This window comes from Pseudomonas sp. VA159-2 (genome assembly GCF_024126635.1).
Lineage (GTDB): Bacteria > Pseudomonadota > Gammaproteobacteria > Pseudomonadales > Pseudomonadaceae > Aquipseudomonas > Aquipseudomonas muyukensis.
The window spans coordinates 13,416-36,884 of record NZ_JAMYBV010000020.1 but is presented as its reverse complement, the minus strand read 5'-3'; the positions used below and the strand labels follow the sequence as shown (position 1 = coordinate 36,884).

The 23,469-nt window shown below is 65.4% G+C and carries 25 protein-coding genes; 6 read left to right on the top strand and 19 right to left on the bottom strand.

Going from position 1 to position 23,469, the window contains the following annotated elements; genetic code table 11:
* The first annotated feature begins 58 nt into the window (after positions 1-58).
* The 3 genes from dnaX to recR all read left to right on the top strand — a co-directional run bounded on the left by dnaX (position 59) and on the right by recR (position 3,198).
* Positions 59-2,107: a DNA polymerase III subunit gamma/tau gene (gene dnaX / locus NJG22_RS18435; protein ID WP_253096506.1), complete on the top strand. Its 2,049-nt coding sequence runs from the start codon at positions 59-61 to the stop codon at positions 2,105-2,107.
* Positions 2,108-2,170: 63 nt separating this feature from the next.
* Positions 2,171-2,506: a YbaB/EbfC family nucleoid-associated protein gene (locus NJG22_RS18430; RefSeq protein WP_253096505.1), complete on the top strand. Its 336-nt coding sequence runs from the start codon at positions 2,171-2,173 to the stop codon at positions 2,504-2,506.
* An 89-nt stretch (positions 2,507-2,595) separates the two neighbouring features.
* On the top strand, positions 2,596-3,198 hold the full coding sequence (gene recR / locus NJG22_RS18425) for a recombination mediator RecR (protein WP_253096504.1): 603 nt from the start codon (positions 2,596-2,598) through the stop codon (positions 3,196-3,198).
* 132 nt (positions 3,199-3,330) lie between these two features.
* On the opposite strand, the gene NJG22_RS18420 is transcribed toward recR, so the two are convergent.
* The 16 genes from NJG22_RS18420 to ccoN (NJG22_RS18345) all read right to left on the bottom strand — a co-directional run bounded on the left by NJG22_RS18420 (position 3,331) and on the right by ccoN (NJG22_RS18345) (position 18,952).
* Entirely contained in the window at positions 3,331-3,879 is a 549-nt protein-coding gene (locus NJG22_RS18420) for an adenine phosphoribosyltransferase (RefSeq protein ID WP_028692867.1), read from the bottom strand.
* Positions 3,880-3,933: 54 nt separating this feature from the next.
* Positions 3,934-4,668, bottom strand: a complete 735-nt coding sequence (gene fnrA, locus NJG22_RS18415) for a Crp/Fnr family transcriptional regulator FnrA (RefSeq protein WP_023630845.1) — start codon at positions 4,666-4,668, stop codon at positions 3,934-3,936.
* Positions 4,669-4,857: 189 nt separating this feature from the next.
* Complete coding sequence (hemN, locus tag NJG22_RS18410) at positions 4,858-6,240, bottom strand: oxygen-independent coproporphyrinogen III oxidase (RefSeq protein ID WP_253096503.1); 1,383 nt, start codon at positions 6,238-6,240, stop codon at positions 4,858-4,860.
* 97 nt (positions 6,241-6,337) lie between these two features.
* Positions 6,338-7,021, bottom strand: coding sequence for a sulfite exporter TauE/SafE family protein (locus tag NJG22_RS18405; protein WP_253096502.1), 684 nt, complete (start codon positions 7,019-7,021; stop codon positions 6,338-6,340).
* Entirely contained in the window at positions 7,014-7,226 is a 213-nt protein-coding gene (gene ccoS, locus NJG22_RS18400; RefSeq protein WP_253096501.1) for a cbb3-type cytochrome oxidase assembly protein CcoS, read from the bottom strand. The genes NJG22_RS18405 and ccoS overlap by 8 nt, the downstream gene beginning before the upstream one ends.
* Entirely contained in the window at positions 7,208-9,679 is a 2,472-nt protein-coding gene (locus tag NJG22_RS18395) for a heavy metal translocating P-type ATPase (protein WP_253096500.1), read from the bottom strand. Before NJG22_RS18395 ends, ccoS begins: the two co-directional genes overlap by 19 nt.
* A 150-nt stretch (positions 9,680-9,829) precedes the next feature.
* Positions 9,830-10,360 carry a FixH family protein gene (locus NJG22_RS18390; RefSeq protein ID WP_253096499.1) on the bottom strand — a complete coding sequence of 177 codons (531 nt, stop codon included), beginning with the start codon at positions 10,358-10,360 and terminating at the stop codon, positions 9,830-9,832.
* 15 nt (positions 10,361-10,375) lie between these two features.
* Positions 10,376-11,791, bottom strand: coding sequence for a cytochrome c oxidase accessory protein CcoG (gene ccoG, locus NJG22_RS18385; protein ID WP_253096498.1), 1,416 nt, complete (start codon positions 11,789-11,791; stop codon positions 10,376-10,378).
* Positions 11,792-12,071: 280 nt separating this feature from the next.
* Positions 12,072-13,049, bottom strand: coding sequence for a cytochrome-c oxidase, cbb3-type subunit III (ccoP, locus tag NJG22_RS18380; protein WP_253096497.1), 978 nt, complete (start codon positions 13,047-13,049; stop codon positions 12,072-12,074).
* Positions 13,046-13,237, bottom strand: a complete 192-nt coding sequence (locus NJG22_RS18375) for a cbb3-type cytochrome c oxidase subunit 3 (protein ID WP_134693554.1) — start codon at positions 13,235-13,237, stop codon at positions 13,046-13,048. The genes ccoP (NJG22_RS18380) and NJG22_RS18375 overlap by 4 nt, the downstream gene beginning before the upstream one ends.
* A 5-nt stretch (positions 13,238-13,242) precedes the next feature.
* Positions 13,243-13,851 carry a cytochrome-c oxidase, cbb3-type subunit II gene (ccoO, locus tag NJG22_RS18370; protein ID WP_134693551.1) on the bottom strand — a complete coding sequence of 203 codons (609 nt, stop codon included), beginning with the start codon at positions 13,849-13,851 and terminating at the stop codon, positions 13,243-13,245.
* Positions 13,851-15,293, bottom strand: a complete 1,443-nt coding sequence (gene ccoN, locus NJG22_RS18365; RefSeq protein ID WP_217853692.1) for a cytochrome-c oxidase, cbb3-type subunit I — start codon at positions 15,291-15,293, stop codon at positions 13,851-13,853. Before ccoN (NJG22_RS18365) ends, ccoO (NJG22_RS18370) begins: the two co-directional genes overlap by 1 nt.
* Positions 15,294-15,770: 477 nt before the next feature.
* Complete coding sequence (gene ccoP / locus NJG22_RS18360) at positions 15,771-16,712, bottom strand: cytochrome-c oxidase, cbb3-type subunit III (protein ID WP_253096496.1); 942 nt, start codon at positions 16,710-16,712, stop codon at positions 15,771-15,773.
* Complete coding sequence (locus NJG22_RS18355) at positions 16,709-16,900, bottom strand: cbb3-type cytochrome c oxidase subunit 3 (RefSeq protein WP_134691797.1); 192 nt, start codon at positions 16,898-16,900, stop codon at positions 16,709-16,711. Before NJG22_RS18355 ends, ccoP (NJG22_RS18360) begins: the two co-directional genes overlap by 4 nt.
* 5 nt (positions 16,901-16,905) lie before the next feature.
* Entirely contained in the window at positions 16,906-17,514 is a 609-nt protein-coding gene (ccoO, locus tag NJG22_RS18350; protein WP_253096495.1) for a cytochrome-c oxidase, cbb3-type subunit II, read from the bottom strand.
* 13 nt (positions 17,515-17,527) lie between these two features.
* Positions 17,528-18,952 carry a cytochrome-c oxidase, cbb3-type subunit I gene (ccoN, locus tag NJG22_RS18345; protein ID WP_253096494.1) on the bottom strand — a complete coding sequence of 475 codons (1,425 nt, stop codon included), beginning with the start codon at positions 18,950-18,952 and terminating at the stop codon, positions 17,528-17,530.
* Positions 18,953-19,001: 49 nt separating this feature from the next.
* Here ccoN (NJG22_RS18345) and NJG22_RS18340 point away from each other — a divergent pair, with 49 nt between their 5' ends.
* On the top strand, positions 19,002-19,724 hold the full coding sequence (locus NJG22_RS18340) for an alpha/beta family hydrolase (protein WP_253096493.1): 723 nt from the start codon (positions 19,002-19,004) through the stop codon (positions 19,722-19,724).
* Between the two features lie 30 nt (positions 19,725-19,754).
* Here the strand turns inward: NJG22_RS18340 and NJG22_RS18335 are convergent, their stop codons facing one another.
* Complete coding sequence (locus tag NJG22_RS18335) at positions 19,755-20,039, bottom strand: pyrimidine/purine nucleoside phosphorylase (protein WP_134691795.1); 285 nt, start codon at positions 20,037-20,039, stop codon at positions 19,755-19,757.
* 73 nt (positions 20,040-20,112) lie between these two features.
* The gene (locus NJG22_RS18330; protein WP_253096492.1) at positions 20,113-20,664 is read right to left on the bottom strand and encodes an exonuclease domain-containing protein; all 552 of its coding nucleotides are present in this window, start codon (positions 20,662-20,664) and stop codon (positions 20,113-20,115) included.
* A 196-nt stretch (positions 20,665-20,860) separates the two neighbouring features.
* Between NJG22_RS18330 and NJG22_RS18325 the strand changes: the two genes are divergently transcribed.
* Positions 20,861-21,655, top strand: a complete 795-nt coding sequence (locus NJG22_RS18325) for a transporter substrate-binding domain-containing protein (protein ID WP_253096491.1) — start codon at positions 20,861-20,863, stop codon at positions 21,653-21,655.
* Positions 21,656-21,718: 63 nt separating this feature from the next.
* Entirely contained in the window at positions 21,719-22,732 is a 1,014-nt protein-coding gene (locus NJG22_RS18320; RefSeq protein WP_253096490.1) for a GNAT family N-acetyltransferase, read from the top strand.
* Between the two features lie 108 nt (positions 22,733-22,840).
* Here the strand turns inward: NJG22_RS18320 and NJG22_RS18315 are convergent, their stop codons facing one another.
* Positions 22,841-23,368, bottom strand: coding sequence for an RNA polymerase factor sigma-70 (locus NJG22_RS18315; RefSeq protein ID WP_217853698.1), 528 nt, complete (start codon positions 23,366-23,368; stop codon positions 22,841-22,843).
* Positions 23,369-23,469: the final 101 nt, after the last annotated feature.

Here is a 23,469-nt window from a genome sequence, read left to right as displayed (position 1 = left end):
GCCCCGCTCCGCTAGCATTAGCGCTCTTTCCGCCCGCTCCGGTCACGATGGTTTTTTGATGAGTTATCAGGTTCTTGCACGTAAATGGCGTCCGCGCTCGTTCCGCGAAATGGTCGGCCAGACCCATGTGCTCAAGGCTTTGATCAACGCCCTGGACAACCAGCGCCTGCACCACGCCTATCTGTTCACCGGTACCCGTGGCGTGGGCAAGACCACCATCGCGCGAATCATCGCCAAGTGCCTTAACTGCGAGACCGGCATCACCTCGACGCCCTGCGGCACCTGTTCGGTGTGCCGGGAGATCGACGAGGGCCGCTTCGTCGACCTGATCGAGATCGACGCCGCCAGCCGCACCAAGGTCGAGGACACCCGCGAACTGCTCGACAACGTGCAGTACGCCCCCAGCCGCGGGCGCTTCAAGGTCTACCTGATCGACGAAGTGCACATGCTTTCCAGCCACTCGTTCAACGCCTTGTTGAAGACGCTGGAAGAGCCGCCGCCCTACGTCAAGTTCATCCTCGCCACCACCGACCCGCAGAAGCTGCCAGCCACCATCCTGTCGCGCTGCCTGCAGTTCTCGCTGAAGAACATGAGCCCGGAGCGGGTGGTCGAGCACCTGAGCCACGTGCTGGGTGCCGAGAACGTGCCGTTCGAGGACGATGCCCTGTGGCTGCTCGGGCGCGCCGCCGACGGCTCGATGCGCGACGCCATGAGCCTGACCGACCAGGCCATTGCCTTCGGTGAAGGGCGGGTGCTGGCGGCCGATGTGCGGGCGATGCTCGGCACCCTCGATCATGGCCAGGTGTACGGCGTGCTCCAGGCGCTGCTCGAGGGCGATGCCCGGGCGCTGCTGGAAGCGGTGCGCGACCTGGCCGAGCAAGGCCCGGACTGGAACGGCGTGCTCTCGGAAATGCTCAACGTGCTGCACCGGGTGGCCATTGCCCAGGCGCTGCCGGAGGCCGTCGACAACGGCCAGGGCGACCGCGACCGCGTGCTGGCGCTGGCTCAGGCGCTGCCGGCCGAAGACGTGCAGTTCTACTACCAGATGGGCCTGATCGGCCGCCGTGACCTGCCGTTGGCGCCGGACCCACGTGGCGGCTTCGAAATGGTCCTGCTGCGCATGCTGGCGTTCCGTCCGGCCGATGCCGACGATGCGCCGAAGCCGGTGCTAAAGCCGGTGGGGATCAGCCAGGCCACAGCTGATCCAACCACACCGGTGGCAGCGACGGCTGCTGTCGTCGCGCCCCCCGTGGCGCACGAGGCCGCGCCGGCGCCCGCCGAGGTTGTCGAAGCGGCCCCCGTGCCAGTGGTGCCTGTGCCCGCAGTGCTCGAACCAGCGCCGCCAGAGCCCGTCGCCGAGCCGGTGGCGCTGCCGGCAGCGGCCGAGGAAGTCGTCGACTTGCCGTGGGAAGAGCCTGTCGCCGCGCCTGCGCCAGTGGCTATCGAGCCGCCGCCTGAGCCTGAGCCCCCAGCCGCCGAACCGGCGCACTACCAGCCCGACGATGATGCGCCGCCGTTCGACCCGTCCGCTTACAGCCCGGCGGGCATGGAGCGTGATGACGAACCGCCAGGCGATGAGGACTACTACGTCCCGGACAGCGATCCGGCCGGTTTCAGCTACCTGGACGAGCTCGCCGAGCACGTCCAGGAAGAGCCTCCCGCCCAGGCACCCGAACCCTTGCCCGCCGCTCAGCCGGCCACCGGTCTGGCCCTGCAATGGCTGGAATTATTCCCACAGTTGCCTGTCTCTGGGATGACAGGCAACATCGCCGCCAACTGTACCCTGATCGCCACCGAGGGCGACGACTGGCTGCTGCACCTGGACCCAGGCCAGGGCGCGCTGTTCAACGCCACCCAGCAACGGCGCCTGAACGACGCGCTCAACCAGCTGTTGGGGCGTAGCATCAACCTGAGCATCGAGTTGATCCGCCCCGCGCAGGAAACCCCGGCCCAGGCTGCAGCGCGCAAGCGCGCCAACCGCCAGCGCGACGCCGAGGTGTCGATCGAGCAGGACCCGCTCATCCAGCAGATGATTCGGCAGTTCGGCGCGACGGTACGACAGGATACTATTGAGCCGGTAGACGCCCTGGTCAGCCAGGGTCAATGACGGATAACCATGCGGCCGGCCACGGGGCGGGCCGCATCACATGACCCAATCGAGGTACACCCCATGATGAAAGGTGGCATGGCCGGCCTGATGAAGCAGGCCCAGCAGATGCAGGAAAAGATGCAGAAGATGCAGGAAGAACTGGCCAATGCGGAAGTCACCGGCCAGTCCGGTGGCGGCCTGGTCAGCGTGGTGATGACCGGTCGCCACGACGTCAAGCGCGTTAGCATCGACCAGAGCCTGATGTCGACCGATGCGGATGACAAGGAAGTGCTCGAGGACCTGGTCGCCGCGGCGCTGAACGATGCCGTGCGCAAGATCGAGCAGAGCAGCCAGGAGAAGATGGGCGGCATGACCGCCGGCATGCAGCTGCCGCCTGGTTTCAAGATGCCGTTCTGATCGGCGGCTTGCGTCATAAGGGGGAGCAACGACCCAGCGGGCGTTGCTCCCTTGTTCATTCTGATTCCTGAATTGGCAGGCCCGCATACATGAGCTTCAGCCCCCTGATCCGCCAACTGATCGACGCCCTGCGCATCCTGCCCGGTGTTGGCCAGAAAACCGCCCAGCGCATGGCCTTGCAGCTGCTCGAGCGCGACCGCAGCGGCGGTACCCGCCTGGCCCAGGCTCTGAGCCAGGCCATGGACGGCGTCGGTCATTGCCGCCAGTGCCGCACCCTGACCGAGCAGGAGCTGTGCCCGCAATGCGCCGATCCGCGCCGCGACGACACGCAGTTGTGCGTGGTCGAAGGGCCGATGGATGTCTATGCGGTGGAGCAGACCGGCTACCGTGGTCGCTATTTCGTGCTCAAGGGGCACCTGTCGCCGCTCGACGGCCTGGGCCCTGATGCCATTGGCATTCCACAGTTGATGGCACGGATCGAGGCGCAGGCTACCTTCAGCGAGGTGATCCTGGCGACCAACCCGACGGTGGAAGGGGAGGCGACGGCGCATTACATCGCCCAGCTGCTGGCCGAGAAAGGCCTGGCGGCCACGCGCATCGCCCATGGCGTGCCGTTGGGTGGGGAGCTGGAGCTGGTCGACGGTGGGACCCTGGCCCACGCCTTCGCCGGGCGCAAGCCGATTTCGCTGTAAGGCCCAGCCCCGTAAAGGTCTTGCGATTTTTAAGCTATGGCCGTTTGAGCTCAACATTGCTGGGGGCGCTTTGCGCCCCTTTCGCGACACAAGGCCGCTCCTGCAAGGGGCGCGACCAATGTGCAGGCGAACTCAATATTCGCTGAGGGAGAACTCGGTCAGGCAGAAGGTCGGCACCCCGGCCGCCTGCAGGCGACGCGAACCTTCCAGCTCCGGCAGGTCGATGATCGCCGCCGCCTCGAACACCTGGGCACCGGTGCGGCGCACCAGGTTGGCCGCAGCCAGCAGGGTGCCGCCAGTGGCGATCAGGTCATCGAAGATCAGCACCGAGTCCCCTTCGCAAAGGCTGTCGGCGTGCACCTCCAGGAAGGCCTCGCCGTATTCGGTCTGGTAACCCTCGCTCAAGACGTCGGCCGGCAGCTTGCCCTGCTTGCGGAACAGGATCAGCGGCTTGTTCAACTGGTGGGCGATGATCGAGCCGATCAGGAAGCCCCGCGCGTCCATGGCACCGATGTGGCTGAACTCGGCTTCGACATAGCGCTCGATGAACTGGTCGGCGACATAGCGCAGCCCGCGCGGCGATTGGAACAGCGGCGTGATGTCGCGGAAGATCACGCCCGGCTTGGGAAAGTCCACTACCGGGCGGATCAGGGCTTTGAGGTCGAAGGTGTCGCTGTGCATGGGGCGGGTATCCTGGAAAAACCAAGGCGCCAGTATACCCTGTTCACGCCAGGATCAGACCTCTAGCGCACCACCGGCCAGCGCGCACAGCTGGATCGGATCGAGGATATGCACTTCCTTGCCTTCGGCCTTGAGCAAGCCATTTTGCTGGAAGCGGGTGAATACGCGGGACACGGTTTCCACGGCCAGGCCCAGGTAGTTGCCGATCTCGTTGCGCGACATGCTCAGGCGGAACTGGTTGGCCGAGTAGCCACGGGCACGGAAGCGCGCGGACAGGTTGACCAGGAAGGTAGCGATGCGCTCGTCGGCGGTTTTTTTCGACAGCAGCAGCATCATCTGCTGGTCGTCGCGGATCTCGCGGCTCATCACCCGCATCAGCTGGCGCCGCAGTTGCGGCAGTTGCACCGACAGTTCGTCGAGGCGCTCGAACGGGATCTCGCACACCGAGGTGGTTTCCTGGGCCTGGGCCGACACCGGGTAGGCCTCGGTGTCCATGCCGGACAGGCCGACCAGCTCGCTGGGCAGGTGGAAGCCGGTGATCTGCTCTTCGCCGCTGTCGCTCAGGCTGAAGGTTTTCAGGGCGCCGGAGCGCACGGCATAGACCGAGCCGAAATTGTCACCCTGGCGGAACAGGAACTCACCCTTTTTCAGCGGGCGGCCGCGTTTGACGATTTCATCCAATGCGTCCATGTCCTCGAGGTTGAGGGACAGGGGCAGGCACAGGGGGGCCAGGCTGCAATCCTTGCAATGGGCCTGGTTGTGTGGGCGCAGTTTTACTGGCTCGGACATTTCTTTCGATCCTTGTGGGAAAGCACACATAAGCCGTAAGGATAACCCGTGGCATGGGCTGTAGGCCAGCATGCGCTTTTTTGGTGCGCGCCGGCTTCGGTCCGGTGGGGTGTTCCGGCACCGTACAACTGTCCATAGTGTGCCTCGAAAGGCCCGCTGTCCATGCGGTGAAACGCCTCAATACAACCCTTAGATCACCCGTGAAAAACGTTGGCGGTTCTGCTGCGCCAGGTAGGCATCGAAGACCATGCATACCGAGCGTGCCAGCAGGCGGCCGGCTGGCAGGATGCGTATGCCCTGGGCGTCCAGGGTGATCAGGCCGTCGCGCTGCATGGCCTGCAACTGCGGCCAGAGATCGTTGAAGTAGCCGCGAAAATCAATGGTGAACGCCCGCTCGATTGGCTCGAAGTCCAGCTCGAAGTGGCAGATCAGTTGCTGGATGACGGCCCGGCGCAAGCGATCGTCCTGGTTGCACAGCAGGCCGCGCTGGGTCGCCAGCTGCGCGGTGGAGAGGGTGTCCTGGTAGGTGTTGAGGTCGCTGCTGTTCTGGCAGTAGAGGTCGCCGATCTGGCTGATCGCCGACACGCCCAGGCCGATCAGGTCGCAGTGGCCGTGGGTGGTGTAGCCCTGGAAGTTGCGTTGCAAGGTGCCTTCTTCCTGGGCGATGGCCAGCTCGTCGTCGGGCAGGGCGAAGTGGTCCATGCCGATGTAGCGGTAGCCGGCTGCGGTCAGTTGGTCGATGGTGGCGTGCAGCATTTCCAGCTTGGCCGCCGGTGCCGGCAGATCGGCGCTGTCGATGCGCCGCTGGGGCATGAAGCGTTCGGGCAGGTGCGCGTAGTTGAACACCGACAGGCGGTCGGGTTGCAGGCGGATGACTTCCTCGACGGTGCGGGCGAAGCCTTCCGGGGTCTGCTTGGGCAGGCCGTAGATCAGGTCGAGGTTGATCGAGCGGAACTGCAAGGTGCGCGCCGCCTCGATCAGGGTGCGCGTCTGTTCCAGGCTCTGCAGGCGGTTGACCGCGCGCTGCACGGCCGGGTCGAGGTCCTGCACGCCGAGGCTGACGCGGTTGAAGCCCAGTTCGCGCAGCAGGCCCATGGTCGACCAGTCGGCCTCGCGCGGGTCGATCTCGATGCCGTAGTCGCCGGAATCGTCGTCCAGCAGGTTGAAGTGCTGGCGCAGGGTGGCCATCAGCTGGCGCAGTTCCACATGGCTAAGGAAGGTCGGCGTGCCGCCGCCGAAATGCAGCTGTTCAACAACTTGTTTAGGGTCGAGGTGGCAGGCGATCAGCTGGATCTCCTGCTCCAGGCGTTGCAGGTAGGGTGCGGCGCGGCCGCGGTCCTTGGTGATGACCTTGTTGCAGGCGCAGTAGTAGCAGATGTTGGCGCAGAACGGCACGTGCACGTACAGCGACAGCGGACGGGTGGCGCGACGGCTCTCGCGCAGGGCGTGGAGCAGGTCGAACGAGCCCACTTCGCCGTGCAGTTGCACGGCGGTCGGATAGGAGGTGTAGCGTGGCCCGGCCAGATCGTAGCGACGAATCAGGTCGGCGTCCCAACGTAGGTCGTCGAGCATGTGGGTGGTCCCCGGATAGAGCTGCAGTGTCCGGAGTCTAGGGGCGTCTGTAGGAATCTGTGTTGATTTGTATCAAGGGCAGTTGGCGGCCCTGCGATCAGTGCCCCATCAGCCAGTGCTGGTGCGGCCCGGGCAGGGTCCACAAGCCGAACAGAATCACCAGCACGCCCCCGGCCATGCGCACCCCGCGCTTGCGCAGCAGTTTGCCGACGCGCTCGGCGGCCAGCCCGGTGGCCAGCAGCACCGGCCAGGTGCCGACGCCGAAGGCCAGCATCAGCGCCGCGCTGTGCAGCGCATCGCCCTGGCTGGCCGCCCACAGCAGGGTGCTGTACACCAGGCCGCAAGGCAGCCAGCCCCACAGGGCGCCAAGCAGCAGGGCGCGGGACAGGCTGGAGACCGGCAGCAGGCGCGTGGCCAGCGGTTGCACATGGCGCCACAGCCCGCGCCCCAGCGCCTCGATACGGGTCAGGCCGCTCCACCAGCCCGCCAGGTACAGGCCCATGGCAATCAGCAGTAGCGCCGCCAGCAGCCGCAGGCCGGTCGCCAGCGGGCTGCTGGCCAGGGCCACCCCGGCCAGGCCCAGCAGCAGGCCGGCGCTGGCATAGCTGAGGATGCGCCCGAGGTTGTAGGCCAGCAGCAGGCGCAGGCGCTTGCCGCGCTGCTCGGGGGGGATGGCCAGGGTCAGGGCGCCCATCAGGCCGCCGCACATGCCCAGGCAATGGCCGCCGCCGAGCAGGCCGAGCACCAGGGCCGAGCCAAGCAGGGGGATCAGCTCAGGCACGCGGGATCGGGTCCTGGTCGTCAGGCTTGGTTTCGTCGTGCTTCACGGCCGCCTGGTGGCGCGGGTCCTGGTCGTCGAACAGGATGCTGTGGGCCGGGCCTTCGAGGTCGTCGTACTGGCCGCTGTCCACTGCCCAGAAGAAGATGTACACGGCGACGCCGACCAACAGCAGGGCGGCGGGGATCATCACGTAGAGGGCGGGCATAGCGGTTTCCTTTCAGGCGACGGCGGCGCCTCGCCAGGCGCCTCGGCCGCGGCGGGCAGCCGGGTCAGGCGCAGGGCGTTGAGCACCACGATCAGCGAGCTGACCGACATGCCGATCGCCGCCCATACCGGGGTGATCCAGCCGAGCGCGGCGAACGGCAGCATGAGGCCATTGTACAGGGTCGCCCAGAGCAGGTTCTCGACAATGTTGCGGCGGGTGCGGCGGGCCAGGTCGAAGGCTTGCACCAGCGCGTGCAGGCGGTTGGACAGCAGCACCGCGTCTGCGCTGGTCTTGGCAAGGTCGGTGGCGCTGCCCATGGCGATGCTGATGTCGGCGGCGGCCAGCACCGGCACATCGTTGACCCCGTCGCCCAGCATCAGCACCTTGCGCCCCCCGGCCTGCAGGGCTTTCAGGCGGGCGAGCTTGTCGTCCGGGCGCAGGCCGCCGACGGCCTGGTCGACGCCCAGTTGCGCGGCCACCTCGGCGACCATCGGCGAGCTGTCGCCGGACAACAGCAGGGTCTGCCAGCCACGTGCCTTGCAGGCGGCCACCAGGTCGGCGGCATCGTCGCGCAGGCGGTCGTCCAGGCCGAACCAGGCCAGTGGCCCCTGGCGATCGCCCAGCAGCAGCCATTGCCCGCGTGGTTCGGGTACGCCGGGCACCTCGGCGCCGCTCAGGCCACAGACGAAGGGGGCCTGGCCAATGCGTAGGCGCTGGCCGTCCATGTCGCCTTCCAGGCCCAGCCCCGGCACCGCATTGACCGCCTCGGCGGGCCGCGCGGCACGGCCGAAGGCGCGGGCGATCGGGTGTTCGGAGCGATTCTCCAGGGCGGCGGCCAGGGCCAGGCAGCTGTCGCTGTCCAGGCGCCCCAACGGGCGCACGCTACGCAGTGCCAGGCGGCCTTCGGTGAGGGTGCCGGTCTTGTCGAAGATCACCGTGTCGATCTGGTTCAGGCCCTCCAGCACGTGGCCGCGGGTCACCAGCAGGCCAAGTTTGTGCAGGGTGCCGGTGGCGGCGGTGAGGGCGGTCGGGGTGGCCAGCGACAGTGCGCATGGGCAGGTGGCGACCAGCATGGCGAGGACGATCCAGAACGCCCGGGGCGCATCGAGCTGCCACCACACCAGGCCGATGAGCGCCGCCGCCACCAGGGTGAACAGCAGGAACCACTGCGAGGCGCGGTCGGCGATCTCGGCCAGGCGTGGTTTTTCCGACTGGGCGCGTTCCAGCAGGCGCACGATGGCCGACAGCCGCGAGTCATGGCCCAGGGCCTGGACCTCCACCGTGAGCGTGCTCTCGACGTTGAGGGTGCCGCCGGTGACGCGGTCGCCGGCCTGGCGTGGCAAGGGCAGGTATTCGCCGGTCAGCAGCGACTCATCGACGCTGGAGCGACCGGCGACGATGCGCCCGTCAGCGGGAATCACCGCGCCGGGCAACACCTGCACGTGGTCGCCGCACTGCAACTCGCCGAGCAGGATGCGTTCGGCCTGGCCGTCGGTCGTCACGCGCAGGCACGAGGCCGGCAGCAGGTTGACCAGCTGCGCGGTGGCTGCCGCGGTGCGCTCGCGGGCGCGGCGTTCGAGGTAGCGCCCGGTGAGCAGGAACAGGGCGAACATGCCCACGGTATCGAAGTACAGCTCGCCACTGCCGGTGATCGCGGTCCAGATGCCGGCGCAGTAGGCCAGGGCGATGGCCAGCGACACCGAGACATCCATGGTCAGGTGGCGGGTGCGCAGGTCGCGGGCGGCGCCCTTGAAGAACGGCGCGCAGCTGTAGAACACGATGGGCGTGGTGAGGAACAGCGCGACCCAGCGCAGGATGGTGTGCATCTCTGGTGACAGGTCGATGTTGAATTCCGGCCAGGTGGCCATGGTCGCCATCATCGCCTGGAACCACAGCAGGCCGGCCACGCCGAGGCGGCGCAGGGCACTGCGGTTTTCCCGGGCCAGCTGTTCGGCGGCCTGGTCGGGCTGGTAGGGGTGGGCGGCGTAGCCGATCTGGCGCAGCTCGGCGAGCAGCCTGGACAGCGGCAGCTGGTGATCGGCCCAGCTGAGCAGCAGGCGGTGGTTGGACAGGTTGAGGCGCGCTTCGGCGACGCCGGGCAGGTTGCGCAGGTGCTTCTCGATCAGCCAGCCACAGGCGGCGCAGCTGATGCCTTCGACCAGCAGCGTGGCTTCGGCCAGTTCGCCTTCGTGGCGGACGAAGTTGCGTTGCACGTCGTCGCGGTCGTACAGCGCCAGCTCGTCCTGCAGTTGCCGCGGCAGGGCCTCGGGGTTGGCGCTGGTGTCGCTGCGGTGCTGGTAGTAGTGCTCCAGGCCCCCGGCGACGATGGACTCGGCCACCGCCTGGCAACCGGGGCAGCAGAATGCCCGAGGCGCGCCGAGCACCACGGCGGTGAAGCGGCTGCCGGCGGGGACGGGCAAGGCGCAGTGGTAGCAGGGGGTGGGGTGGGTCATGTTGAGTCTATCTTTTGGCTTGGGATTGCCGGGGCCGCCTTGCGGCCCTTTCGCGACACAAGGCCGCTCCTACAGGGGGGCATGCGATTCCTTGTAGGAGCGGCCTTGTGTCGCGAAAGGGGCGCAAGGCTCCCCCAGCGGTGTGGCGATTCATTGCTGGTGCTCGGCACCTTGCAGCGCTTCATCCCCCAGCTGCAAGGTCACCCCATGCTCGACCTTCTCTTCCTCGAACAGCCGCCACACATGGTCGTCCTGGCTGCCCAGCAATTCGACGAAGCGCCGGCCCTGGACCTTGTCGTCGAGCTGGCCGACATAACGCCCCGGCTCGCTGCGCGCCAGCGGAACCTTGCGGTCCTTGTCCGGCTGGGTCGGCGAGATCAGGTTCAGCTCCAGCGTCTGTGGGGCACTGTTGCCGGTCAGGCGCACTTCGACCTCGCCGGTCAGTTCGTCCAGGTGCACACTGGCCTTGAGGTTCAGGGCCTGGGCCAGCAGTTCGCGGTCCAGCGAGCGATTGATGCCCTTGCCGGCCTCGTAGTAGTTGTCGTTGACCAGGTTGTCCGGGTTGCGCACGGCGATGCTGACCATGGTCAGGCTCAGGCACACCGAGGTGGCCAGGATGCCGATGATGATCCAGGGCCAGAGGTGCTTGTACCAGGGGCTGGCGGCGGTGGCGGCAGGCATTGTCGAAACTCTCTCTCAGCGGATCTGTGGGCCGATGAAGCGGCTCTTGGCTTCAACCTGGCTGGCACCGTCGTCGGCGGCCTTGAGGATGAAGGTGATTTCGTTGGTGGTCGAGGGCAGCTGCTCCGGGGCGACCGACAATTGCACCGGCAGGGTGACGATGTCGCCGGCGCTGACGCGGATCTCGCGCAGGCCTTCGAGCTTGAGGTCCGGCAGGCCGGCGGCGTCGAGCAGGTAGACGTGGTCGCGCTGGTCCTTGTTCATCACCTTGAGGCTGTACACGTTCTCGATCCGCCCCTGGGCGTTCTCGCGGTACAGCACGCGGTCCTTGGCCACGTCGAAGCCGACCAGCGAGCGGGTGGCGAAGGCGGTGGCCAGGGCGCCGATCATCACCAGCAGCACCAGGGCGTAGCCGATCAGGCGCGGGCGCAGCATGTGGGTCTTCTGCCCGGACAGGTTGTGCTCGGTGGTGTAGCTGATCAGGCCCTTGGGGTAGTTCATCTTGTCCATGATCGCGTCGCAGGCGTCGATGCACGCGGCGCAGCCGATGCACTCGATCTGCAGGCCGTCGCGGATGTCGATGCCGGTCGGGCAGACCTGCACGCACATGGTGCAGTCGATGCAGTCGCCCAGGCCCTTGGCCTTGTAGTCCATGTCCTTCTTCCGCGGGCCCCGGGTTTCGCCGCGGCGCGGGTCGTAGGAGACGATCAGGGTGTCCTTGTCGAACATCACGCTCTGGAAGCGCGCGTAGGGGCACATGTACACGCACACCTGCTCGCGCAGCCAGCCGGCGTTGCCGTAGGTGGCCAGGGTGAAGAAGCCGATCCAGAAGTAGGCCCAGCCGTCGGCCTGCCCGGTGAAGAATTCGAAGACCAGTTCGCGCACCGGGGTGAAGTAGCCGACGAAGGTCATGCCGGTGACGAAGCCGATCAGCAGCCACAGGCTGTGCTTGGTGAACTTGCGCAGGAACTTGTTGGCGCTCATGGGCTGCTTGTCCAGCTTCATGCGCTGGTTGCGGTCGCCCTCGGTGACTTTCTCGCACCACATGAACACCCAGGTCCATACGCTTTGCGGGCAGGTATAGCCGCACCAGACCCGGCCGGCGTACACGGTGATGAAGAACAGGCCGAAGGCGGCGACGATCAGGATGCCCGAGAGCAGGATGAAGTCCTGCGGCCAGATGGTGGCGCCGAAGATGTAGAACTTGCGCTCGGGCAGGTCCCACCACACGGCCTGGCGGCCGCCCCAACTCAGCCAGACGGTGCCGAAGTACAGCAGGAACAGCACCGCGCCGCCGACCATCCGCAACCTGCGGAAGATGCCGGTGAAGGCGCGGGTATAGATTTTTTCGCGCGAAGCGTAGAGATCGACGGAATCCTTCCCTTTGTTGGCAGGCGGGGTGACGTCATGTACCGGAATTTGCTTGCTCATCATCAAGTCCCACGGCAGTGGAGAAATGCCGCGGCCAGTGCTTGCCGGCCGCAGTCTCGCGCGTTCTGCTAGCGCTCTGCGGCCCATGATACGCCTGTGATGGCATGCCTGGGGCGCGCTGCGACACTTAGTCGCGTTGGGTTTGTGGTGTGAATCGTGATAGGGCGGGTGTCAATTGATTCAGGTCAGCTGGTGCTGAGTTTGCTGGCCTCATCAGGAATGAATCCGCTACTACAGGGGGTGGTAGGAGCGGATTCATCCTTGAGCGGCCTGGCCTGCCTTACTCGGCCTTGGCCGGTTCCGCCTGATGCGACAGGCTGTACACATAGGCTGCCAGCAAGTGCACCTTGTCGTTGCCTTGCATCTGCGCCTGGGCCGGCATCTGCCCTTGGCGACCGTAGCGGATGGTCTGTTGCAGCTGGGCGAAGCTCGAACCGTAGATGAACGCCTGTGGGTGGGTCAGGTTGGGCGCGCCCATGGCCGGGGTGCCCTTGCCTTCGGGGCCGTGGCAGGCCACGCAGTTGCTGGCGAAGATCTGCTGGCCCTTGACCGGGTCGGCCTTGGCGTCTTCGGGCAGCTTGCGGCCATCGAGGTTGGTCAGCACGAAGGCGGCCACGTCGGCCACGCCCTGCTCGCCGATCACCGTGGCCCAGCCCGGCATCACCCCGTGGCGACCATTCATGATGGTGGCCTTGATGGTCTCCGGTTCACCGCCCCAGCGCCAGTCGTTGTCGGTCAGGTTGGGGAAACCGTAGGCGCCGCGGGCGTCGGAGCCGTGGCACACCGAGCAGTTGGAGGCGAACAGCCGCGCGCCCATCTTCAGCGCCTGGGGGTCCTTGGCCACTTCTTCCACCGGCATGGCGGCGAACTTGGCGAAGATCGGCCCGAAGCGGGCGTCGGCCTTGGCCATCTCCTTTTCCCATTCGTGCACGCCGGTCCAGCCGGCCTGACCGTTGCTGAACTCGGTCTGCTTGTCGTTATCCAGGTACGCATAGCCCGGCAGGATGCCTTTCCAGTTGCCCAGGCCGGGGTAGAGCACCAGGTAGCCGAGGGCGAAGACGACGGTGCCGACGAACAGCCAGAACCACCATTTCGGCAGCGGGTTGTCGTACTCCTCGATGCCGTCGAAGGCGTGGCCGACGGTTTCGTCGGTGATTTCCTCGCGCTGGCCCTTGCGGGTCGACAGCAGCAGCCAGGTCAAGGCGAAGATGGTGCCCAGGGTCAGGACGCTGACGTACAGACTCCAGAAGGTTGTCATTGTTGTTTGCTCCCAGAAGCTCGTGCTTGCTCGAGGTGCCGGATGGCCTCGGGATCGTCCGCGAACGGCAATTGCGTCGCTTCATCGAAATCCTTCTTGCGCCGTGGGCTGAACACCCACAACGCCAGGCCCACGAAGGCCACCAGCACCAGCGCGGTGCCCAGACCGCGAATCATCCCGATATCCATCATGGTCACCGTTTGCTCTTGATGAGGGTGCCAAGGCCTTGCAGGTACGCCACGATGGCGTCCATCTCGGTCTTGCCCTTGACTGCGTCCTTGGCACCGGCGATGTCTTCGTCGGTGTAGGGCACGCCAAGCGTGCGCAGCACTTCCATCTTCTTGGCGGTGTCCTTGCCGTCGAGCTTGTGCTCGACCAGCCAGGGGTAGGACGGCATCTTCGATTCCGGTACCACGTTGCGCGGGTTGTACAGGTGCGCGCGGTGCCAGTCGTCCGAGTAGCGGCCGCCGACGCGGGCCAGGTCCGGCCCGGTGCGCTTGGAGCCCCACAGGAACGGGTGGTCCCACACGCTCTCGCCGGCCACCGAGTAGTGGCCGTAGCGTTCGGTTTCGGCACGGAACGGGCGAATCATCTGCGAGTGGCAGCCCACGCAGCCTTCGCGGATGTAGATATCGCGGCCCTCGAGCTCCAGCGCGGTGCGCGGCTTCATGCCTTCGACCGGCTTGTTGGTGACGTCCTGGAAAAACAGCGGGACGATTTGCGTGAGGCCACCGATGCTCACCGCGATGACCATGAAGAAGGCCATCAGGCCAATGTTCTTCTCGACTGCTTCGTGCTTCATCAGTGCGCTCCCACGACGACGATCTTGGCGGCTTCCTCAGCCTGTACCGGGTTGGCGGCGCGGACTGTGCGCAACACGTTGTAGGCCATCAGCAGCATGCCGGAGGCGAAGAACGCACCGCCCAGGGCGCGGACGATGAAGCCCGGGTGGCTGGCCTGCAGGGCTTCGACGAAGGAGTAGGTGAGGGTGCCGTCGTCGTTGATGGCGCGCCACATCAGGCCCTGGGTGATGCCGTTGACCCACATCGAGGCGATGTACAGCACGGTGCCGATGGTGGCCAGCCAGAAGTGCGCGTTGATCAGGCCGACGCTGTGCATCTGCTCGCGACCGTAGAGTTTCGGGATCATGTGGTAGACCGCGCCGATGGAGATCATCGCCACCCAGCCGAGGGCGCCGGCGTGGACGTGGCCGATGGTCCAGTCGGTGTAGTGCGACAGCGAGTTGACCGTCTTGATCGCCATCATCGGGCCTTCGAAGGTGGACATGCCGTAGAACGCCAGCGACACCACCAAGAAGCGCAGGATCGGGTCGGTGCGCAGCTTATGCCAGGCGCCCGAGAGGGTCATCATGCCGTTGATCATGCCGCCCCAGCTCGGTGCCAGGAGGATGATCGACATCACCATGCCCAGCGACTGGGCCCAGTCGGGCAGGGCGGTGTAGTGCAGGTGGTGCGGGCCGGCCCAGATGTACAGGGTGATCAGCGCCCAGAAGTGGACGATCGACAGGCGATAGGAATAGATCGGGCGTTCGGCCTGCTTGGGCACGAAGTAGTACATCATCCCCAGGAAGCCGGTGGTGAGGAAGAAGCCCACGGCGTTGTGCCCGTACCACCACTGGATCATCGCGTCGGTGGCGCCGGCGTAGGCCGAGTACGACTTGAACAGGCTCACCGGCAGCGAGATGTGGTTGACGATGTGCAGCATCGCGGTGACCACGATGAAGGCGCCGTAGAACCAGTTGCCGACGTAGATGTGCTTGGTCTTGCGCTTGACGATGGTGCCGAAGAACACCAGGGCGTAGGTGACCCAGACGATGGCCAGGAGGATCGCCAGCGGCCACTCGAGCTCGGCGTATTCCTTGGTGGTGGTCAAGCCCATCGGCAGGGTGATCAGTGCGCCGACGATCACCGCCTGCCAGCCCCAGAAGGTGAAGGCGGCCATGCTGTCGGAAATCAGGCGGGTCTGGCAGGTGCGCTGCACCACGTAGTAGCTGGTGCCGAACAGGGCACAGCCACCGAAGGCGAAGATCACCAGGTTGGTGTGCAGCGGGCGCAGGCGGCCGAAGCTCGTCCATGGCAGGTCCAGGTTGAGCTGGGGCCATACCAGTTGCGAGGCGATGAAGACGCCGAGCCCCATGCCAAGGATCCCCCAGACCACCGTCATGATGGCGAACTGGCGGACGACCTTATAGTTATAAGCAGTCGGACTGATTGCAGTGCTCATTCTAAGGTTCCACGGTTTGGGTGTTCTTGTTGGTTGGTAAATCGGCGCCAGTATCGATAACCACCAGGGTTATGGCAACGCAAGGGATCGGGCGCCGACCCGTGTCCAGACCCGTTTCGCCACCGTCCCGTGGCGTTGGGGTCGAACGATTGTACACAAACAAATATTTGTAATGTGTACCGTTTTCCATATTTTTCTGATCGATCGGTCAAGCTTTTAAACGGGGACGGGCACGCAAGGCGTCATCCCAAAGCCGCAGGCGCGTGAGCGTGGAGTCGATGCGTGATGTCAGGCTGTGCACCACGTCTGTTCCGGTCGCTGCGAGCGGAGCCACTGTGGCAACAAGCTTAGTTGTGTTCGGAGGGGGTGCAAGGCGCGGAGGAAGGAGCGCGGGGAGAAGGTTCGTGGGAGCGGGCTTGCCCGGTGACGGCGTTGGCGCTGATGCCATCGCGGTGCAAGCCCGCTTCCACGGGGGTGTTACTTGGCGGTTACGGTTTCAGGCGTCTGCTCCTGCGAAAGGCTATACACATACGCCGCCAGCAGGTGGACCTTGTCGTTGCCCTGGATGTCGGCCTGGGCCGGCATCTGGCCCTGACGGCCGTAGCGGATGGTCTGCTGCAGCTGGGCGAAGCTCGAGCCGTAGATGAACGCCTGCGGATGGGTCAGGTTGGGCGCGCCCATGGCCGGGGTGCCCTTGCCTTCAGGCCCGTGGCAGGCCACGCAGTTGCTGGCGAAGATCTCCTTGCCCTTGACCGGGTCGGCCTTGGCATCCGCCGGCAGCTGGCGGCCGTCGAGGTTGGTCAGCACGAACGCGGCCACGTCGGCCACGCCCTGCTCGCCAATCACCGTGGACCAGCCCGGCATCACGCCATGGCGACCGTTCATGATGGTCGCCTTGATGGTCTGGGCGTCGCCGCCCCAGCGCCAGTCGCTGTCGGTCAGGTTGGGGAAGCCGTAGGAACCCTTGGCGTCGGAGCCGTGGCACACCGAGCAGTTGGAGGCGAACAGGCGGCTGCCCATCTTCAGCGCTTGCGGGTCCTTGGCCACTTCCTCCACAGGCATGGCGGCGTACTTGGCGAAGATCGGTCCGAACTTGGCGTCGGCCTTGTCCATCTCTTTCTGCCACTCGTCCACCTGGGTCCAGCCGTTCTCGTAGCCGGGCAGGATGCCCTTCCAGTTGCCCAGGCCCGGGTACAGGATCAGGTAGCCGACCGAGAACACCAGGGTGCCGACGAACAGCCAGAACCACCATTTGGGCAGCGGGTTGTCATACTCCTCGATGCCATCGAAGCTGTGGCCCATGGTCTGGTCGGTGGTGTCGCTGCTCTGGCCCTTGCGGGTGCTGAGCAGCAGCCAGGTCAGGCCGATCAGGCTGCCGATGGTCAGTACGCTGATATACGTACTCCAGAAGGTGGTCATTGCCCGTTACTCCTCATGGCAGGTTCCTGCCCGGCGGGGGGCAGGCGGTCGTCGACGAAGGGCAGCAGGCGCGCTTCGGCGAAATCTCGGTCGCGGCGGCGGTTGAACACCCACAGTGACAGGCCGATGAAGGCAATCATCACCACCAGGGTGCCCAGGCCGCGGATCATGCCGATGTCTAGGTCCATCGCACTCACCTCTTGTTCTTGATCGCGGTGCCGAGCACCTGCAGGTAGGCGACCAGCGCGTCCATCTCGGTCTTGCCCTTGACCGCGTCCTTGGCACCGGCGATGTCGTCGTCGCTGTAGGGCACGCCGAGGCTGCGCAGGACGCGCATCTTGACGTCGGTGTGGCTGTTGTCGACCGCCGCGGCCACCAGCCACGGATAGGACGGCATCTTCGATTCCGGCACCACGTTGCGCGGGTTGTACAGGTGCGCGCGGTGCCAGTCGTCCGAGTAGCGGCCGCCGACGCGGGCCAGGTCCGGCCCGGTGCGCTTGGAGCCCCACAGGAACGGGTGGTCCCACACGCTCTCGCCGGCCACCGAGTAGTGGCCGTAGCGCTCGGTCTCGGCGCGGAACGGCCGGACCATCTGCGAGTGGCAGCCCACGCAGCCTTCGCGGATGTAGATGTCGCGGCCTTCCAGTTGCAGGGCGGTGTAGGGCTTCATGCCTTCGACCGGCTTGTTGGTGACGTCCTGGAAGAACAGCGGGACGATTTGCGTCAGGCCGCCGATGCTGACGGCGAACACCATCAGCAGGGCCATCAGGCCTATGTTTTTCTCAACGACTTCGTGTTTCATCAGGCTCTACTCCTCAAGCCAGCTGGGCGTTGGCGGTGGCTTGCTCGGCAGCCGGGGCACGCACGGTGCGCCAGGTGTTCCAGGCCATCAGCAACATGCCGCTGAGGAAGATCACGCCGCCGACGAAGCGCACGACGAAGCCTGGGTGGCTGGCCACCAGGGTTTCGACGAACGAGTAGGTCAGCGTGCCGTCGCTGTTGACCGCGCGCCACATCAGGCCCTGGGCGATGCCGTTGACCCACATCGAGGCGATGTACAGCACGGTGCCGATGGTGGCCAGCCAGAAGTGCGCGTTGATCAGGCCGAGACTGTACATGCGTTCCTTGCCGAACACTTTCGGGATGGTGTGGTACAGCGCGCCGATGGAGATCATCGCCACCCAGCCGAGGGCGCCGGCGTGCACGTGGCCAATGGTCCAGTCGGTGTAGTGGGACAGGGCGTTGACCGTCTTGATGGCCATCATCGGGCCTTCGAAGGTGGACATGCCGTAGAACGCCAGCGAGACCACCAGGAAGCGCAGGATCGGGTCGCTGCGCAGCTTATGCCAGGCGCCCGAGAGGGTCATCATGCCGTTGATCATGCCGCCCCAGCTCGGGGCCAGGAGGATCAGCGACATGATCATGCCCAGCGACTGGGCCCAGTCGGGCAGGGCGGTGTAGTGCAGGTGATGCGGGCCGGCCCAGATGTACAGGGTGATCAGCGCCCAGAAGTGCACGATCGACAGGCGATACGAATACACCGGGCGTTCAGCCTGCTTGGGCACGTAGTAGTACATCATGCCCAGGAAGCCGGCGGTGAGGAAGAAGCCCACGGCGTTATGGCCGTACCACCACTGCACCATGGCATCGGTGGCGCCGGCGTACAGCGAGTAGGACTTGGTCAGGCTGACCGGCACTTCCAGGTTGTTGACGATGTGCAGGATCGCCACGGTGAGGATGAAGGCGCCGAAGAACCAGTTGCCCACGTAGATGTGCTTGGTGTTGCGCTTCATCAGCGTGCCGAAGAACACCACGGCATAGGCGACCCAGACGATGGTGATCAGGATGTCGATCGGCCATTCCAGTTCGGCGTACTCCTTGGTGCTGGTGTAGCCCAGCGGCAGGCTGATCGCCGCCAGCAGGATCACCAGTTGCCAGCCCCAGAAGGTGAACGCGGCCAGGCGTGGCGCGAACAGGGTGGTCTGGCAGGTGCGTTGCACCGAATAATAGGAGGTGGCGAACAGGGCACAGCCGCCGAAGGCGAAGATCACCGCGTTGGTGTGCAAGGGTCGCAGGCGGCCGAAGCTGGTCCACGGCAGGTCAAGGTTGAAGGCGGGCCAGGCGAGCTGGGCGGCGATGAAGACGCCGAGCCCCATCCCGACGATGCCCCACACCACCGTCATGATGGCGAATTGGCGGACCACCTGATAGTTGTAGGCGGTACTGCTGGTTGTGTTCATGTATGGGTTCCCATCCACGGTTATAGGCAGGCTAGACAGCGAGGCAAGCATGATTAATGGGCAAAGTGCCGGTATTGACGGGGATCAATGGGCGAAGATCGCAAATGTCCCAGGCTTGCGCTGCGATCCTCCGAAAAGTCCGGGGGATCGCGGCGTTTGCGGCTGCCTGATCCTGGCCCATGGCGCCGGTGCGCCAATGGACAGCGGGTTCATGGAGGACATGGCGCAAAGGCTGGCGGGGCAAGGGGTAGGGGTGGTGCGCTTCGAGTTTGCGTACATGGCCCAGCGGCGTGTCAGCGGTGCTAAACGGCCGCCCAATCCGCAGAAGGTGTTGCTGGAAACCTGGCGGACTGTATACGAACAGGTGCGACCTTTAGTCGCAGGCAAATTGGCCGTTGGCGGCAAGTCCATGGGCGGACGCATGGCCAGTTTGCTGGCCGACGAACTCGGCGCTGATGCGCTGGTGTGCTTGGGCTATCCGTTCTATGCGGTGGGCAAGCCGGAAAAACCCCGGGTCGAGCACCTGGCGGGGCTGCGTACGCCCACGCTGATCGTGCAGGGCGAGCGGGATGCCCTGGGCAATCGTGAGGCGGTGGCGGGGTATGCACTATCGCCGGCGATCGAGGTGTGCTGGCTGGCGGCGGCGGATCATGACTTGAAGCCGCTGAAGGTGTCCGGGTTCAGCCATGAGCAGCATCTGCAGACGGCGGCGCAGCGGGTGGCGGGGTTTTTGACCGATGCGCCGGCAAGTCGGTTACGCTGCTCCCTGTAGGAGCCGGCTTGCCGGCGAACCAATACGCGCTTAGTCGCGGTACTCGCACAGGTAGGCGGTATCGACGGCGACCTTGAGCTGGAACTTGCTGTCGGCCGGCACGTTGAACTGGCTGCCCGCGGCGAATTTCTCCCAGTTGTCGCTGCCTGGCAGCTTGACGGTCAGGGCGCCGGAGACCACGTGCATGATCTCGCGCTTGGCGGTGCCGAACTCGTATTCACCCGGCGCCATGACGCCGACGGTAGCCGGACCTTCATGGCCTTCGAAGGCGATCGACTTGACGGTGCCATCGAAGTACTCATTGACCTTGAACATGGGGCGGCTCCTGAAAAAGGGCTGAAAAATGGGCTGGCCAGTATGCCCAAGGCCCACGGCGGCGTCATCTGTTTCAGGCATCCCCTGCTGGCAGGCTCAAGGGCAGCAGGCGGGCGGTGTTGCGCGCATCCTCCAGGGCCCGGTGCTGGCGTCCGGAAAACTGCAGCCCGGCCAGTTGCAGGGCGCCGTTCAACCCCGCCGGTCGTTGCAGCTGACGGGCCTTGGCGAAGCGCTGCTTGAGGTTGATGTGCGGCAACTGCGCCAGCAGGCTGTGCACCTGGTGCAACTGCCATTCTTGCAGCAACTGCTTGCGGTCGTAGTCGCCCCAGCTGACCCAGGCCTGCAACTGCCCCTGGTGATGCACCAGCCAGCGCTCGAACTGCCCCCAGACCTCGGCGAACGGCGCGGCGCCGTCGACGTCGGCCTGGCGAATGTGGGTCAGCTCGCGGCAGAACGGGGTCAGTTGCGGTCGCCGCCTGGGCCGCACGAAACGCTGGAAATGCTCGACCTCGCGGCCGTCGCGGGTGACCAGGCTCGCGCCGATCTCGATGACTTCCATATCCGTGACCGGCCAGCCACCTTCGTCGGTGGTGGCTTCCAGGTCGATCACCAACCAATGGCCCATGCCAGGCTCCCTATCAATGCACGAAGATCCCTCGGCAAGCCCTCGAAGAGGCGCCAGCGCGCGGGCCAGTAGAGCGTAGCCAAAGTCGGCGCGCACGGCATCCCCTGGCACTTTGGCATATCCAGCGGTTGTGCCGGTCAGGGAAAACGCCTAGCTTAGGCGCATTAAGGTCCCAACCTGTGATGAGTGTCCCGACTTGATCCCTTTGCCCAGCCTCAAGCTGTCGTCCACCTTGCTGTTGTTCGCCACCTTGTTGCTGACAGCTGCGGCGCGGGCCGACGAGGGCCATGAGGTGAAGGTCGGCGCGGCGCACTTCCCGCCCTACACGGTGCGCCCGGAGCAGGGGGCCGATACCGGCTTGCTGCCGCAGTTGGTGGAGGCGCTGAACCGGATGCAGGGGCAGTACCGTTTCGTCCTGGTACCGACCTCGATCCCCCGGCGCTTCGGTGACTTCCAGCAGGGCCGCACCGACATGGCGATCTTCGAGAACCCGCAATGGGGTTGGCAGGGCATCGCGCACAAGGCCGTGGACATGGGCCTTGAGGATGCCGAGATCTTCGTCGCCCACCAGCAGCCCGAGCGTGACCAACGCTATTTCGACGACCTCGACGGCAAGCGCCTGGCGCTGTTCAACGGCTATCACTATGCCTTCGCCGATTTCAACCCAGACCCGGCCTACCTGAAGAAACGCTACCGGGCGACCCTGACCTACTCCCACGACAGCAACCTGAACATGGTCGAGCGCGGGCGTGCCGATGTCGCCCTGGTGACCCGTTCGTACCTGATCGATTTTCTCAAGCGCAACCCCGGCAGCGCGTTGATGGCCTCGGAGCGGGTCGACCAGGTCTACCACCACTACGCGCTGCTGCGCCCCGACGCGCCGATCAGCCCCGAAGCGTTTGCCGGCCTGCTGCGCGGCCTGCGCGAGAACGGTGAGCTGCTGCGCATCTTCCAGCCCTACCAGATCACTGTCGAAGCCCCGCGCGACTAAATTGCCCAAGGCGGGTCACGTTCACAGGAGTGAGCCTTCTTTCACTTGCCGTGAGCCATGACCATGCCGTTCGATGCTGCTTCGCCGCCCCTCTGCGCGCCTCGCTGGCGCACCCTGCACGCCGACGAAGGCGATTGCCGCCTGAGTCTTGCCCTGGAAGGACGCCCGTTGATCGGCGTGCGCCTGGCGCCGGAGGATGCGCTGCATGTGCACCTCGAGCAGCTTTGCCCGGAGCGTCCTGAGCAGGCGTTGTGGGCAGCCTGTTACTGGTTGCTGTCCCGTGATCCAGGCTGTCAGCGCCTGGTCTGGCACTTGCCGGATGTACAGTCGCAGGCCTTGGCCAGCGGCTTGCTGGTACCAGGCGAGGCGCCGGGGCAGTACCTGTGCGAGCGCGCGTTGTTCTGGCAATTGCCCCAGCCGTGGCTGGGCGAGTCGCGGGCCGACGTCTACCCGCAGCAGATGCAGATCAGCCAAGGCAAGCGCCACCCACGTCGCGCGCCCAAGCCGCGCGGCGAGGTGTACCGGCGTTTCGATGCGCGCCTGGGGGCCTGGGTGTCGTTGCGCACCCTGGAGATCGAGCAGGACCTGGAGCGTTTCAATCGCTGGCAGAACAGCCCGCGGGTCGCGCAGTTCTGGCAGGAGGGCGGCACGCTGGCGCAACACCGCGAATACCTCGGCAAGCTCGAGCAGGACCCGCACACCCTGACCCTGATCGGCTGCTTCGACGATGAGCCGTTCGCCTACTTCGAGGCCTACTGGGCCAAGGAGGATCGTATCGCGCCGTTCTATCCTGCCGACGACTACGATCGCGGCATCCACATGCTGGTGGGGGAGCAGGCGCACCGCGGGCCGCACAAGGTGGCCAGCTGGCTGTCGGCGCTGGTCCACTACCTGTTCCTCGACGACCCGCGCACCCAGCGGGTGGTGGCCGAGCCGCGCGCCGACAACGGCAAGATGATCGGCTACATGCACGACCAGTGCTTCCATTGCGAGAAGGAATTCGATTTTCCGCACAAGCGTGCGGCGCTGATGATCCTGGGGCGTGAGCGATTCTTCGATCGCTGCACCTTGGTGTGAGGCGCGTTGCCCTGTAGGACTCGGCGTTGCTTGCTTCGCCAGCAAGGCGGGCTCCTACAGGGCCGGGCGAGAACTGTGTAGGAGTCGGCTTGCCGGCGAACCCTGCCGTCAGCCCTGGCGGCTGCTCTTGCGGCAGTGGATCAGCGCATCGCGAATCATGAAGTTGACCAGCGTCGGCGAGACCCCGAGCTCCTTGGCGATGTCCTTTTGCGGCACGCCGTGCAGCCGGTACATCTCGAAGGCGTAGCGGGTGCGCGCGGGCAGCTCGTTGAGCGAGGCGGCAATGTGTTCGAGGGTGGCGAGGTTGATGTGGGTGGCTTCGGGCGAGGCGTTCTGGATGACCACGTTCAGGCCCTCCTCTTCACTGCCGGAGTACTTCAGCTCCATGGCCTGCTTGCGGTAATGATCGATGGCCAGGTTGCGCACGATCTGGAACAGGTAGCTGAGCTGGGCCTTGAACGATGACGTGATCTGTGGGGCGGCACTGAGCCGGAAGAACGCGTCCTGCACTACATCCTCGGCGCGTGAGCGGCAGCCAGTGATGCGCGCCGCGATCTTGACCAGGATATTGCGATTGTCGACGAACGCCTGGAGTAACGGTGAATCGCACTTACTTGTGGATAGTTGTTCCGCCATGGAAATCACCTTGTCTCGGAGGGGAAAGGGAGCACAGCTAAAAGCGATGCTTCCTACGACGTGCGACAAGCTATTCAGAATGATAATGATTGTCAAATACG